The 15,436-nt window shown below is 46.2% G+C and carries 12 protein-coding genes; all 12 read right to left on the bottom strand.

All coding sequences use genetic code 11. The features are described 5' to 3' along the window. Positions 1 to 11 precede the first annotated feature (11 nt). Positions 12 to 467, bottom strand: a complete 456-nt coding sequence (locus AC0YOA_RS18685) for a very short patch repair endonuclease (protein ID WP_475787846.1) — start codon at positions 465 to 467, stop codon at positions 12 to 14. After that, the gene (gene dcm, locus AC0YOA_RS18680) at positions 460 to 1,737 is read right to left on the bottom strand and encodes a DNA (cytosine-5-)-methyltransferase (RefSeq protein ID WP_475787845.1); all 1,278 of its coding nucleotides are present in this window, start codon (positions 1,735 to 1,737) and stop codon (positions 460 to 462) included. The genes AC0YOA_RS18685 and dcm overlap by 8 nt, the downstream gene beginning before the upstream one ends. 401 nt (positions 1,738 to 2,138) lie before the next feature. Then, positions 2,139 to 4,757, bottom strand: a complete 2,619-nt coding sequence (locus tag AC0YOA_RS18675; RefSeq protein WP_475787844.1) for a Z1 domain-containing protein — start codon at positions 4,755 to 4,757, stop codon at positions 2,139 to 2,141. Then, on the bottom strand, positions 4,754 to 6,388 hold the full coding sequence (locus AC0YOA_RS18670; RefSeq protein WP_475787843.1) for an ATP-binding protein: 1,635 nt from the start codon (positions 6,386 to 6,388) through the stop codon (positions 4,754 to 4,756). Before AC0YOA_RS18670 ends, AC0YOA_RS18675 begins: the two co-directional genes overlap by 4 nt. 944 nt (positions 6,389 to 7,332) lie before the next feature. Further along, the gene (locus AC0YOA_RS18665; protein ID WP_475787842.1) at positions 7,333 to 8,073 is read right to left on the bottom strand and encodes a glycerophosphodiester phosphodiesterase; all 741 of its coding nucleotides are present in this window, start codon (positions 8,071 to 8,073) and stop codon (positions 7,333 to 7,335) included. Positions 8,074 to 8,098: 25 nt separating this feature from the next. Beyond that, positions 8,099 to 8,881 (bottom strand): carbohydrate ABC transporter permease, encoded by a 783-nt coding sequence (locus AC0YOA_RS18660; protein ID WP_475787983.1) that lies wholly within the window; start codon positions 8,879 to 8,881, stop codon positions 8,099 to 8,101. 156 nt (positions 8,882 to 9,037) lie between these two features. Beyond that, complete coding sequence (locus AC0YOA_RS18655) at positions 9,038 to 9,910, bottom strand: carbohydrate ABC transporter permease (RefSeq protein WP_210044654.1); 873 nt, start codon at positions 9,908 to 9,910, stop codon at positions 9,038 to 9,040. A gap of 1 nt (position 9,911) precedes the next feature. Next, positions 9,912 to 10,982 (bottom strand): ABC transporter ATP-binding protein, encoded by a 1,071-nt coding sequence (locus AC0YOA_RS18650; RefSeq protein ID WP_475787841.1) that lies wholly within the window; start codon positions 10,980 to 10,982, stop codon positions 9,912 to 9,914. Further along, the gene (locus tag AC0YOA_RS18645; RefSeq protein ID WP_475787840.1) at positions 10,936 to 11,847 is read right to left on the bottom strand and encodes an HAD family hydrolase; all 912 of its coding nucleotides are present in this window, start codon (positions 11,845 to 11,847) and stop codon (positions 10,936 to 10,938) included. Before AC0YOA_RS18645 ends, AC0YOA_RS18650 begins: the two co-directional genes overlap by 47 nt. Before the next feature lie 165 nt (positions 11,848 to 12,012). Beyond that, entirely contained in the window at positions 12,013 to 13,368 is a 1,356-nt protein-coding gene (locus AC0YOA_RS18640; RefSeq protein WP_475787839.1) for an ABC transporter substrate-binding protein, read from the bottom strand. 542 nt (positions 13,369 to 13,910) lie between these two features. Further along, the gene (locus AC0YOA_RS18635) at positions 13,911 to 14,540 is read right to left on the bottom strand and encodes a glycerol-3-phosphate responsive antiterminator (protein WP_475787838.1); all 630 of its coding nucleotides are present in this window, start codon (positions 14,538 to 14,540) and stop codon (positions 13,911 to 13,913) included. Positions 14,541 to 14,554: 14 nt separating this feature from the next. After that, the gene (locus AC0YOA_RS18630) at positions 14,555 to 15,397 is read right to left on the bottom strand and encodes a metallophosphoesterase family protein (protein ID WP_475787837.1); all 843 of its coding nucleotides are present in this window, start codon (positions 15,395 to 15,397) and stop codon (positions 14,555 to 14,557) included. Positions 15,398 to 15,436: the final 39 nt, after the last annotated feature.

Genomic DNA, 15,436 nt, shown 5'->3' with positions numbered 1-15,436 from the left:
ATTGAAATTAACTAACACTGGCCACCAATTTCTAAAAAAGGCATGTCCGAGCATAACCATTGAGCACATAATACGCTTATTTCTTCACTGGATAGTTTGTATTTGCCTTTTAATGCACACTCCCAAACAACCCCGATCCTCCATTGCATATTCCCAAGTAACTGGATACTTTTGTCATCAACTACCTTGTTCCTGTTTATTTTCTCACGCCAGAATTCTTGACGAGTAGAAGGCCATTTAAATAGGTGACAAGAATGACCATGCCAAAAACAACCATGGACAAAAATCACTGCTTTATGACGTGGAAAGACTAGATCGGGTTTTCCTGGCAATTCCTTGACATGAAGTTTATAACGAAAACCCAAGCTATGAAGGCCCTTTCTTAATATCATCTCGGGTTGAGTATCTTTGGATTTTATCCCTGCCATCATACGACTACGAACATTAGGTGGCACAATATCAGACATATTGCCCCATTCCTTCAAAGGTAAGTTGTTCTGGTTCTCCATGATTTGTTCTAATTGATCGTAGAAGATATGGAAGCATATAATTTGCTACAGCTTCGACTACTGGTACTGCAACCGAATTACCGAACTGCTTATAGGCTTGTGTGTCTGAGACTGGGATGACAAAAGGGATTTGTCCCGTTTTATCAAAACCCATTAACCGAGCACATTCACGGGGAGTAAGACGACGTGGATTTTGCCCATCATTCTGTCTGATCAGAATTTCAGATCCATCCTTGTAATACCGTGCTGAAAGTGTCCTTGCTACATCATCAGGTCCAAACAGCCCGTAGCCAAATCCATTACCTTTGGCTCGATGCTTTTCTGCATAGCTCTGGAGATACTGCCACAACTTATCACTGAGGGTATATTTATCAGAAACTTTCCCGCTTTCTTCAACATAAGGAAATTCAGGGGTCTCCTGACCAGTATGTAGAATAGAATTCAACTTTGGACCGCCTTCTGGTAATATCATATCATCAAAGGAAAATCCAACATTTTCTCTGAATCCTACGATAAAAATACGTTCTCGATGCTGAGGGACCCAATATCTTGCATCAATTACTTTATAAGCAACATTATAGCCAAGTTCTTCCTTCAATGTTCTGAGAATTACCTTAAAGGTATTACCTTTATCATGACTAACCAGATTTTTTACATTTTCAAGTAAAAAGGCTTTCGGCCGATGATACTCCAACATGTGAGCAACATCAAAAAATAGGGTACCCTGTGTGTCATCGTGAAATCCATGAGCTCTACCGAGAGAGTTTTTCTTTGAAACTCCGGCAATGGAAAACGGTTGGCATGGAAAACCGGCCACCAATACATCATAGTCAGGCATATTGTCCAGATTTACATCACGAACATCACCATTTACGGGATGATCACATGAATAATTAGCTTGATATGTCTTTCTACATGCCAGATCCCATTCACTTGTAAATACACAACTTCCACCTATCGATTCGAATGCCTTTCTTAATCCACCAATACCAGCAAATAAATCAATAAATCGAAAACTAGTAAGATTAGCTGGGCGGTTCCCTGTTCGAATGTCATATATAGCCTTAAGTTCATGGAGAATCTGTGGGCCTGGCATCAACTCTCCCCTTTCCCAACGATAAATCGTCCGTTCACTTTTACCTAAAAGTTGAGCAACTTCTTTTACAGAAATCCCTGTCATCTCTCTTATGTATCCAAACTCTGTATTTCTAAAAGTTTTCAAACTCATCACTCTCTCTATCAAACATTCCCGGGAATGTTTTTGACATAAGAATAACAGATAGAACATACTTTCGCAAATTAATTTAATTGTTTACTTTAGTATGATCAGCAAGAAATGCTGACCACTACAAATGGATCAGCATTTCTTGGAGACACATATCGTACACGTACCATTCTAACCAACAATTAAACATAATTAATTAATCAATAAAATTACATTTTTGTGATATCTATAATAGTTCGGTGTTCGGACTTAAGTCCGATGATTTCTTTTTGATGACTACGTTGTAATTGCTTTCCCAAAGGCTTCTTCACACTACCATAACAAATACCAAATTAATCAACTGATTCAAACACTATATCAGTGAAACTATTATACAAACAAAGTATATAGCCAATAAAATAAATTTAGTTTCGTCTTGTTCCCTCAAACAATTGGGAGTAATAATCCGCAGGTTCGGTTCTGCTTTTAGGAAAGGATAAAACTAATGCCAGTAAATCTACTTTTTCTTGGTCTTCCCTAAATAAAGAAGCTAAATTACTTTTTTCCGACTTAGATCCACTCCAAATTCTGTATAATAACAAAAGGGGCGGTTGATTTGACGAGCGCTCTTCCTGTGGGGCTCCCTTCAAATCAAGAACCAAATGTGCTGGATCGCTTACAGCTCCAATTTTGTTTTTTGTTTTATGTTTTGATCGAGTAACAGGTATAATCGGAAGTTCCCCATAACAAATCTGCCTATTTCCGTCATCCTTATATTCTTTCTGTCCTGGCAATATAACGTTCCATAAAGCCAATTCACCAGAAGAATGCCTCTCAATGTATTTAATCATTTCCTTGTAATCTAAAGCCGCCTCATCTCCATCATAAAACTTGTAATCTCGCAGAAATTTTATAATTTTCGACGCTGGAACTGCACTTGCCAAATAGGACTCGCTTTTTTCCACTTTAAGGAAGTTTAATTGTGTTATGAAGTCCTCACCTTGGTCAAGATTATGTTGCAATATATCAGGTTTCTCAAAAGAGAACCAAAGTGTTTGTGCTAGTCTATCGCTAAATGACCCTTGGACCTGTTGAGCCACCCCCATTTTATTCTTGGCTGTAATCTTCATCTTTGCACTTGCGCGAATTCTAACTGGTAGTTGCTCTGGTGTAATTTCACCTTCATAACATTTGATTTCATCCCTTATTTCTTGCTCTACCAATGAAAGTTCTTCAAAGTTTTTGGCTAATCGATCCGAGGTATATATTCGTGTAAGATCTTCATAGCCTTGGCGATATCCAAACCATCTTCCCATCTGTAATAAAGTATCATACGCCTTGCTATCACGCAGATAGAAACTTGTCATCAATCCTTCCAGAGTGAGTCCCCTTGATAATCGATTTCCTCCTACTGCGACTACCTTAATTCCAGATCGACCTGGTTTTTTAGTGTAGTCCAATTTTTCATCTGACGAAGAGTTAAGCTCTAAAACCTGCAAATCGCTGAGAAAATCACCAATATGCTTTTCAAGTTTCTCAAATGCTGTTACTTCATACTGATGAACTAAAGTAACGGGGTTAAAATCCTTATTCCATAAATGGATTAGCTTCTTTGTCAATTTTTCTTTTTCATATTTGTCTTCCCATCTTCCACATAAACCCGAACAATAGTTATCTACAATCGTGCGAGTTTGCTTGTGTATATATTGTAACGAACTTGTATGAACCAGCATGGTCATCGGTTCATTCTTATCGCCTCTTTCATAACGAGCTGCAGCGGCTAGTACAAATGATAATATCGCATGTTCCAATGTTTCTGTCATCTCGACAAGGCCACGAGGTGTCTTTTTCTTTCCTTTTGGTATCAATATACTTATTTCTTTTGGTGAAACCGGACGAACATAATGTTTGCTTTGACCAGTATTGAATATTTGTTCAGCTCCCATATAGCCATCAGGCCTAGGCAGTGAAACAATAAAATCCTTAGGATATAAATCTTTTCCCCAATCGCTATGTTGCCTATCTTTATCGATGAAAACATTAGCAAATGGAGTTGCAGTATATCCTATATACGCATGCCGCGGTAGCAAGGACAATATTTCTCGAATTAACTTATTGGTTTCTGTTGGATCAGTATCCTTATCTTTTTTGCTTGTATCAATGGACGCTTGGTCAGCCTCATCATCTATAATCAACAAGGGTATACTTGCCCTTGAGTCAGAACTTGCATCCTTCAACCATAAAATAAAATTTCTCATCACACTGCAATTTTTTTTCATAACTGCCAGCATAGGTCGAGAATATCCAACGATATTATCCAATTTACTATGGTTACGTAATTTGTCAAAATCAAGATCCTTTGTGGTTATTCTGTACCACTGTCTACTTGCATCTTGGGGAACTGATACAGAATCCAATTCTGACTGATCAGGCTCACCTGTTAACTCCACATCCAAACGTTCTTGTGTTTGAGCCCGGAGGTTATTATGAATTCCAGACAACACGATGACCATTCTATATCCGGCATCGACAGCTTTTGCTATAACGGCAGTAAAATTTGCCGTCTTACCACTTTGTACATATCCAAGAACCAATCCCTTGGTTTTAAAAGCCGGTTTGGAAGGATCATATAAGCGGCTAATAATTTTATCTGAAGCATTATCGATCGATTTCACAATAGTACCGGCAGTTTCCGGGTACTTTTTCTGTAGTTTGGTGCTAATAAAATCATTTAATCGATCCCAGTTGTATCTATATGGTTTTGTTTTTAACCAATCTTCATACCACTCTTTGTGAGCAGGATCAACTAGCATTGCCGGATCTTCCACACGTTTTTTGCGTGCTTCTTCAAACAATATCTTTTGAACGACTAAAATTTTCAGTTCTGCTTTTTCTTCATCATTTAAAGTTCGACCTAAAAATAGATCATTGTACTTATCAAGCAAATTATCAACCTCATCAAAACTATAACCATTATCATCATATTGTTTGAAAATCACTCTCGATGCATATGTAGCAATATCCTCAGTCATTCCAATACTCACTTTTTTCTCTCTCCCTTCATACCTAAACCTACATAATCCTGACGTGAAGCTTCTTCCAATACTTTTGACATTGTTTCACGCACTTCATCAAATAATCGTTTTGTATCGGTACTTATTGAGTAAAGCTCAGCATAAGCCATGGAGAACAAAACTGCATCAATAAATTTCACCAGTGTGCTGTTAGTTTCATTGTCCATATAAACTCTTTTATAAAAGTCATGCTCCTTATTCAGTAAAACAACAAACCCATTATCCCTGCAAAGAAGCTGCCATAATTTCCCATCGGGTACATCACCAATTTCTACTCCAAACCTGTCTTTTAAATTTATACGCATCGTCTCAGCGACACTATTATAACGTACGACCCCGTGTGAATTCCTAACCGCAACCTGACCTCCAGCTGTTTGAACTTCCAAGGTTCTCATAGGGATAATGTTTTCTACAGTACGGTTAATCAGATTCGTAGACTTATGGTGCGCAGGCGTATACGTTATAGTTGTCCTGTATGGTTTTTGTGCCTTTTCAACTACAGCTGGATTTACTATATTTTTTAGATAATCATATAGACTTGAAGGTAATTGAATCCTCGTCTTATCAACTGAAATTTGGAAGGCCTCATCTAGAAATTTATCAAAGTGAATTGCTATCCTAGCATATTTAGTGTGCTCATCTTTAGCTCGTGTCCTTAGCCATCCACCAAAATGAATCAACCTGTTCGATCGATACACATAATATCCTTGCGAGTCATTCCACGTAAGTAATCCCTTAGCCTCGTTCCATGCCTCTAATGATGAAAAACCACCTTCCCCGTCTTTGACTGGTAGGATAAACGGCTCAATAAATACTTCTTTTCTAGTGTTTATCTCCTCAAGCTTAAATGCAAAGGCATCCATTACAATCGTATTTTTTTCAGCTCTGTAGAATGGATCCCACGGCTCTAGAGGTCTTCCATTGAACAATATTTGTATAGTCTGCTCTTCCCCTAATGAACCATCCAAAAAACGATGAAATGTCATTCTTTGATGTAATTTAATGTCTTTAATAACGCGTCCAAAATAGTTGTCGGCAAGAGAGGGAGTTTTAAATGCCGCCATATCCCTTTCCAAGTGGTCCATATTTTCCCAAATAACAACGGTTCCAGGTCTTGATACTAACCTTTGGAATCTAGGATCAACATTGATATTTGTCCTACCCAGCTTTTGCATATCCCATCTGTTGCTATTGTAGACATGCTCAATATCCCAACAAAATGCGTTTATTGGATCTTTGAGACTTTGCTTTGAAGCGACAGTAAGTTTCATGCACTGACTAAGGGAGGCGGTTTTCAAACCCATTCCAAATTTTCCTAGATCATCGTTCTTATAATCACTATCAGATCCAAGCTTCATAGCTTCTATCAATTTTTTCTCGTTCATTCCTGTCCCATTATCAGAAACGATCAAGATAAATTTATTTTTTGTCCTCTTAAAATCTATATGTATCTCATCTGCTTCTGCAGAGATGCTATTATCAACAATATCTGCTAATGCGGCGTTCAAAGTGTATCCCAGATTTCTTAATGCGGAAAAGACCCTAGCTGCTCTGGGTAAATTCTCTATGTTTTGTTCTAAGTCACTGGTATTATTGTTCATTTGGTCGCTCCTGCTGGCCTTCAAAGCGCTTTATTCCATAACAATTCTCTATTTTCACATTTACTTTCTGCAAATTTCTTCCCCCTAATAATTAATTGTTCATTATTATTGAAATATCCTAATAATAAATTATAATCGCATAATTCGACGTAATCCCATCATATTCCTGCAAACCCAAAAAAGAACAAACGTAGGAACCTGTTCCTTTGTTGGATAGCTATAATTATTATTTCTGTTTTTTTAGGGGTAATGTTTCAATTCAAGAAAGATATTTAAATACCAAAGTGGACCTTCGCTCGACGGGAATAGCTGACTTACCTGCTATGCGGCAGGTAAGTCAGTGACATTCTTCCTCTGCGAGTATATGAGGTGAAGTCGAGGCTCATTACCTTAAAGTGATCCTGGATGAGGATTTTGATCGTAACCCGAAATGTTTAGCTAAATTATACAATAGAAATCAAAATGTTAAATAAAAATTTTTATGGATCCGAAACAAACAAAAAACGCGTAGCTAGAAGCCTCTTTTCATCTATCATCCGGAAGCAATTACACCAACTTAACAGATTGTGCATTTTGTTAATTTCATGATTCAATCGATGTATCCGATTTACCAACTCCCAATTTTGTCTTATCTCTAATATAGCAAAATTTGATTATCTATATAGCTACTAGATTACGTCCAATCTTGAACTTCATTTAAACCATTTACAAACTTTATGTAATAAACAAGGTTCCTCATATGAAAAGAAAAAACAAAAAACTTCATTCACTTGAGATATGGTTTACAGTATCATAAATAAAAGAGAGACCTCCTCTGAGATCCCCCCAATATCACCGTAACAATCACGCATTTTATTATTCTTTCCTCACTAATAGTGAACAGCACTCCACATTTGTACATCTATAACTATTGAATAACTCTAGACCTTCCCCCTATAAGACCTCTACCCCCTAACCCCATCCCCCCACACAATCCGCAGCACCCGCTCCGGATAATTCGTCGTAATCCTCATCCCCGGATATTCCCTAATAATCCGCTCGAGAAGCTCCGGCTCATCCACCGTCCACACGCCCATGTCAATCCCTAACCCAGCCATCTCATCCACGAGCTCCCGCGTCACAAAAGCATAATGCATCGACACGCTCGACGCCCCCGTATAACGCAGCTGCTCCGCAAGCAGCGTCGGCTTGCCCAGGAAGATCAATCCCGTCGGGATGGAGGGATCGATCTCGTGCGCCCGCTTCATGGAATCGTGATTGAAGGAGGACAGCACAACCTCCTCCTGCATGCCATGCTGCTGAATCAATGTGATAACCTTCTCCTCAATCCCCTCATACTCATCGCCCAGCATCTTCAACTCCACATGCAGCTTGCAGCGACCTTTCGCAAGCTCCAGCACTTCCTCAAGCGTCGGAATCCGCTCCGCCGCGAACTCGGGTGCGAACTTGCTGCCCGCATCGAATTGGCGCAGCTCCGCAAGCGTATAAGCGCGGATCATGCCTGTCCCGCTTGTCGTCCGGTCCAGTGTATGGTCGTGAATAACGACAGGAATTCCGTCCCTGGACAGGTGCACGTCAAGCTCAATAATCGCAATATCCGGCTCGGCCAGAGCAAGCTTGAACGCCGCCATCGTATTCTCGGGCGCGTCTCCCGAACATCCGCGGTGTGCCACTATCGTAATCATCGTTTCATCCATCCCTTCGGTTCTATTATTTCACTCCGTTATACACGAACGCCTTGATAATCTGCCGCTGCGATAAGAAGAATACAACCAGGATCGGCGCCACCAGAATCAGGTTGCCGGCCATCAGGATATTCCAGGTCGCAACGCCTTCCACTTCCCGGATCTTGGCGATGCCAAGCGGCAGCGTTCTCGCGGTTTCATTGGTGGTCATGACGAGCGGCCAGAAGTAGTCATTCCAATGGGCAATGAAGCTGAACAAGGCGAAGGTGACGAGCACCGGCTTCACGAGCGGCACCATGATCCGCAGGATGATTTTCCACTCGGCCGCCTGATCCAGTCTTGCCGCTTCGAGCAGCTCATCGGAGATCTGCATGAACGCCTGCCGCAGCAGGAAGATGCCGAAGGCGCTGGATGCGAATGGCAGGATAAGGCCTAGATGCGTATTGAGCAGCTTGAACGCGCTCAGCTCCAGGTACACGGGCAGGAAGATCAGCTGTGCGGGAATCATCAGGGTCACCATGACGATGCCGAACAGGAAGCCCGAGCCGATGAACCTGTACCGGGCAAAAGCATACGCGGCCGGAATAATCGTCAGCATCTGCAGGATCAGGATGCCGACTGCAATGATGATGCTGTTTGTGAAATAACTGAGGAACGGCCCGGTGTTCCAGGCATCCGCGTAATTCTGCCAGACGGGATTAGTTGGAATCCACACCGGCGGGAAAATCATCGTCTCCGGCAGCGTCTTGAGCGATGTGGAGACCATCCAGATGAACGGCAAAGCGAAGATCAGCACCAGCACCAGCATGCCGGCAATATTGAATACGCTCAGTATGGCGGATATCACCTTCTTGATCGTCGTTTTGCGGGTACGGACATGGCTCAACTGGCTGCCGGCAGTGGCAGTCCCAATCGGGGCTCCGGCGATCGTATTGTCTACAGCTTTCAAGAGCTTCACCTCTTCCTAACGGTAATGAACGCGATTCGACAGCAGTTTGAAGTAGATAATCGTAAGTACGCCGACAATGACCAGCAGGATAACGCCTGCCGCGGAGGCATAGCCGATCTTGAAGAACCGGAAGCCGTATTCATAGATGTAATACACCAGGGTGTTGGTGGAATTGACCGGACCTCCCTGGGTCATGATCGCGATAGTCTCGAATACCTGGAACGATCCGATCATGTTTATGACCACCAGGAAGAAGATCGAAGGCGACAGCATGGGCAGGATCAGCTTCGTGAAGGTCGTCCAAGGCTTGGAACGGTCCAGGGATGCCGCTTCGTAGATGTCTGACGGGATGCTCTGCAGCCCCGCGATGAATACAAGAGCGTTGTAGCCCAGCCCTTTCCATACAGCCACGATGACCAGCGAGATGAGCGATGTGCTGGGATGGGACAGCCAGTCCAGCTTGCCGAAGCCCACGAGCCCGATCACCCAGTTGAGCAGCCCGTATTCGGGGTCCATCAGCCAGCTCCACAGCAGCGAGATGGAAACGAGCGAAATAATATGCGGACTGAAGATCGCCCCCTGCACGAAGCCGTGGAAGAAGCTTTTGCGGTTTAGCCACAGCGCGAGCAGCAAGGAAATTCCGGTCGTCAGCGTCACCGTAAGCAGGGTGTAGATGGTCGTATTGGTCAGCACCTGCCGGAAATCCGGCTCCGTCAGCAGGTCCTTGAAATTCTGGAAACCCACGAACGTCTTGGTCGGGCTGACAAAATTCCAGTCGAACATGCTCAGGTAGATCATGTAGAAGATCGGATAGATGAAGAACAGGGAGAAAATGATAATGGCCGGAGCGACCATGCTGTACGGACGCAGCTTTTCCCATACGGTCATGTCATCTTCCTCCAGCCGCCACAAGACGCTTCGAGCTTGCCTCGACGCCGCGCAGCCTTTCCCCGTTCAGCCCGAAATAATAGAGCTGGTCATGCGGAATCGTCACCTTCACGCGCTCGGCCGTCTCCAGAGGCGCAAGGAAGGTCTTAACGAAGAAGACGCCGGTCCGCGACTGGATCTGATAAATATTTTCCGCTCCCAGACTCTCGCGGGTCAGAATCTCGCCTTCTATGTCATACCCTTCTACATCTGCGCCCACGCCAATAAACGCCTGCTCCGGTCGGAACCCTACATAGCCGATGGTGGCGGCCGACCGGATATCCATCCCCTGCACATCCCGCATATTCATCATGTTCATGGCCGGCGTTCCGATGAACTCCGCAGTGAACTGGTTGGCCGGATCGTGATAAAGCTTCATCGGCGTATCCGCCTGCTGGATGACACCCTTGTTCATGACGACGATCTCATCGCCCATCGACATGGCTTCGACCTGATCATGCGTAACGTAGACGAAGGTGGTTCCAAGACGCTTGTGAAGCTGGATCAGCTCCGTTCTCATCTGGTTGCGCAGCTTGGCGTCCAGATTGGACAAAGGCTCGTCGAGAATGAACACCTTCGGCTTCTTCACCATCGCCCGGGCAAGTGCCACACGCTGACGCTGTCCTCCGGACAGGTTCTGCGGCTTCTTGTTCAGATGCGGTGTTAAGCCGACAATCTCGGAAATATCCGTGATCAGCTTCTCGCGCTCGCTCTTGGAAATGCCTCTGTTCTTAAGGCCGAATTCGATATTGCCGCGAACGGTCATGGTCGGGTACAGGGCATAGTTCTGAAACACCATCGCGACATCCCGCAGTCCGGGGGCCGTATCGTTCACGCATTTGTCGTCGATCCATATCTCGCCGCTCGTCACCTTCTCAAGCCCGGCTACCATGCGCAGTGTCGTGGATTTGCCGCAGCCCGACGGTCCGACGAGAACGGTGAACGAACCGTCCTTGATGGTCAGGTTCAAGTTCTCAATAATGGTCTCATCCTTGAATTTCTTGCTTATATGCTTCAGCTCGATCTTCGCCATCCGATATGTTCCTCCTTGTGATGGATTCCTGAATCGCACGCATGAGCTGCTCCAGCTCTTCCAGATGGTTAAGCCGCAAATCCCAGACCTCCGGATCGCTGCTCGGGTAAGGGGAAATAAAACAGGTTCTGCCGCCCAGCCTCTTGGCCGGATGCAGATCATTCCACGGGTTATCCCCGATCGACAAAATTTCATGAGCCTGGTACCCTTGCTCAAGCAGCGATGTGAAATACGACTGGAGGCCAAAAGGCTTATTCGCGCCGTAAACCACATCCTCGAACAAATGGCGGATCTGCATGTAGCTCATGAACTCGACGCCGGACTCGAGGTGGGTGTTGGTCATGAGGCTTTTTTTCTCAACAGCAGTAAGCTCTTCAATGGCCCGGAACAGGTCGCTGTGGCATTCGAATTGATAGGGGGTGAGGACCATCTCCTTGCGGACACGATCGAACGCCGATCTTAATTTCTGCTCGGGAAGCTTGTATTTGTGGCTGAGAACCGTCGCAATGCCCCACGGGTCGCCAATATGAATCAGATGGGGCGCCTGGGAGGATAAAGATCCATAAGCGCTGGCATGCTCTTCGATCGCAGCCCCATCCCAGGTAAAGCCCTGGACGAAACGGTCCCCCTCGCGCACCAATCCGAGATCATCCTCTGTATGATAGAAATGGCCGAATTGGATCGCATGCTCTCCTGCCAGAATGGCTCTTCCTATGCTCATGGCCGCTTCGGTTTCCCCTTCGTGCTCCGTTCCCTCCAGCAGATAACGGATATACCGCTCGAGGAAGGTATCTTCCTGGTAGAGAGTTCCGTCCATATCGAAAATAATAACTTTGATCGCGGACAACCAATTCTCGTTGTACATAGGGTGTAACCTCTCAGCTCTTATGATTGGAAGGAGAAGACTTCCGACTTCCGATGAAGCGGAAGCTCCTCCATGGTTTAAGAATTACTTCTGTATTCATAGCTCCCGGTGCAGGATAGCGGTGGTGCAGGATGCAGTTGGACCGCATGCGGGTTGTGCAAAATATTATTTGCCAAGCAGCTTGTTGGCTTTCTCTGCCGCTTGATTGAGCGCATCCTGCGGAGACACCTTCGGATCAAGAATCGCCTTCTCAATGGCTTCCTTGATGATCTTCGCCACTTCCGGATACGCATTCTCCATCGGACGCGGTCTTGCAAATTCCAATTGATCGACGGCTACCTTAAACTGCGGGAACTCGGCAAAATGCGCCTTCAGCTCATCGCTCTCTACGGCAGACAGACGGGTCGGCAGGTACCCGACATGCTTATGCTGGTAAATTGTGTTTTCCTTCGACGTCATCCATTTGAGGAATTCCCAGGCCGCTTGCTTCTCTTCATCGCTGCTCTTCGACGTAATGACAAGCTGACAGCCGCCTGTCGGAACGCCGTAGCTTACGTTGGAAGGCATGAACGACGTTTCCATTTCAAAACCATTGCCTTTGGCAATTTCCAGGCTTCCGGTTACACCGGCTGTGGAAGCGAATTTGAAGGCCGATAACTGGTTGGACCAGTCTTTATCCGCGGTTGGTCCCGCTTCGTCGCCCATCGGGATCTTGATCAGTCCTTCGCTGGACAGCTTCTTCCAGAACTCTACCGGCGCCACGCCTTCAGGCGAATTGAACGCGGCCGATTTGCCGTCTTCGCTCAGCATTTGGCCGCCGCTTTGGGCAACGAGACCTTCGTAGAACCAGATATCTATGGGCACGGTCATGCCGACTTTGCCCTTCTCCTTCAGGACGCGGGAATATTGCTCCAGCTCATCCCATGTCTTCGGACCAGCCGGGTCGAGGCCGGCATCCTTGAGCATGGTGACATTTTTGTACAGGATCGGGGTGCTGCGCATGAAAGGAAGGCCGTACAGCTTGCCGTCCACATAGGCATTTCCCATCAGCCCGGGATTGAAGTCATCAATCTGCAGCTGATCCTTGTCGCGCTCTGCATAGGTCGTGAGCTCTTCCAGCATGCCCGAGCGTGCGAATACGCCGGTTGATGCGATCTCGAGGTCGGTTACCGCAGGCGCGTCTCCGGCTGCGAATGCCGCCTGTACTTTGGCATGAAGATCGTCGTAGTTGCCTTGGTGCTCGGCCACCACTTCAATTTTGTCCTGCGACTCATTGAATTCTTTGACCATGTGGAGCTTCGCTTCCTCAATCTTCTCACCGAATGCGTACCAGTACTTGATGACAACCTTCTTGGATGAATCGGCTTCCGCCGGCTCCGCTGCAGCCCCGGTTGTTGCGTTGTCTGTGCCTGTGTTTGCGTTCGTGCCGGTGTTGTTCGTGTTCGCGCCGCCCGCTCCGCAAGCCGAGAGCACCCCCGTCATGAAAATCGCCAGCGTTAATGCAGTAAGCTTCTTAACCATTGTCTGATCCTCCACCTTTTCTTTTCTTGAGTTACAACCGGGGCGCAAAAAAAGAAACCTTAATCCTGCCGAGGACATTTCATGTCCTCCAGCGGATAAGGTTTCTCCAATACTCCAACCGATTGCTATTTACTTTTCATATCGAATGATACGTGATATTTATTAAATCTATGTTATCTGATTGCTAAGATTATATGAATTTTCATAGATTGGTGCGGAGAATAAAAGCAGGCTGCGCAGGCGGAACCGTCTTCCGATACTCGCAAGTGTTACAAGCGAGTTAGCCGCTTGTCACTTGTCGAGGAGCTGTTGTACCCCAGAATTTTTTTATTTTGGATACCTTTGGTGCAAAGCGATCCACAATAAACATCGTGAATCGCTTTGTCACCTGTATCTGATAAATTCGGGGTACAAAGGTCGTAAGTAGATGCTTCCGAAGCAGCTTTCTTACGAAAGCTTTCAGCTGTCGCTTCTACAGACTATTTCCGCCTGCTCCGCCGGTTAGTCACCAGTCTACTAGAATTACTTAATAGAATGACTTATCATATAACCTGCCGGTCCTTGGACTTGTCCGACGAGGGGCCTGCGCCTCTCCACAGCTCGGGCTTGGACGTCGAGATCGCTGTCGCTCCGTACCTGAGACACTCCTCCGCCTGGCTCTGCTCGTACAACAACCCCCCTGTAATGATAGGCAGCGAGGTGAACACCTTCACCTTGCCGATCATGTCGGGGATGCGGGCAGGCATGACTTCGATGATGTCCGGCTCGCTCTGGCAGAGACTCTTGGCGATGTTGTCCAGGCCTTCGCTGTCGACGAGGAAGAAGCGCTGAATGGTGATCAGGCCCATTTTTTTCGCGGTTTTCACCACATTCGTTTTTGTCGAAATAATGCCGGTCGGCTTGATCACCTTCGCCAAATAATCCAGACCATAATTGTCCGTGCTGAGGCCGCCCATCTTCTCCAGATGCAGGAAGACCGGGAGCTGATGCTCCTTGAACACGTCCACGTAGCCCTTCACAACGCCGATGTGGCCGGTCAGCAGGAAGATGCCGCTCAACTGGCCGCGCAGCGACAGGGCGATCTCAATATGCCTCGGATCCTTGATCGAAGCGATCATTCTGTGCGCGGCGAGGCCTTTCAGGAACGCGGCATGGTTTACGTCGTTCTTCATTCCTCTAACCTCCACTATTGGGGCTGCGCCGCTGTCGGCAAGGAAATTTCGAACTGTTGGTCGGCGTCTAGGCCACGGGCGTTGGGATTGTGGTGAAAATGCGACATATGCCGGTGCATCGTAGAAGCATGCTCCAGCATGGCTTCGTCCATCATATCCACAGCGGAGATGCGGATCTTCTCGCCCTCAAGCTCAATGATCCGGAAGCCGGGTTGATCCAGACAGGCGGCAAGCTGTACGAAGGTCCAGTTGTTCTGGGCCACAATCGAATTCACATGCGTATGACCGTTGAAATAGACGCCTGCCCCGTTTTTCCGATTCAGAATGCGCCACATGTCGATGCTCGGATGAATGGAGCCTTTGTCCATCTCCGATCTTGCCGTCGTCTGATAGACGGGGTGATGGCCGAAGACGAGCAGCGGCTTCGTACCGGACTTCTCCACCATGGCCTCCAGCCACTGCAGCTGCTCTTCGTCGATCCAGCCGCTCCAATCGGCGGTGTCCATCTCTCTGGCCGTATCCAGAAAGACCAGGAAGGCCGAGTCGGCGTCAATCGCGTGATAGCGCTGCTGCCCTGTAATCTCCAGCACCTGATTGCGTGTCTGCGAGTAGACATCGTGGTTGCCCAGCACGTGAATAAATGTCCGTTCCTCGCGACGCAGCAGCTCATAAACCTCCTGCAGCTCCGAGGGTGATCCAAAATTTGTCAGGTCTCCGAGCGATATATGCAAATCGGCATCCGTATTCAGAAAATGTTCCAGCAAGGTGTGATAGAAAGCAGTCCTAGCCTCCGGCAGTCCCGGAATCGTTGCATCAATCTCGTGATAATGCAAGTCGCCCATCAGAACCAATCTCATTACTTTTCTCCTCCTGGCTTAAACCAAATTTGTAACTCA

The sequence above is a fragment of the Paenibacillus sp. JT22N12 genome (assembly GCF_056269365.1).
This window is presented reverse-complemented; position numbering and strand designations above follow the sequence as displayed.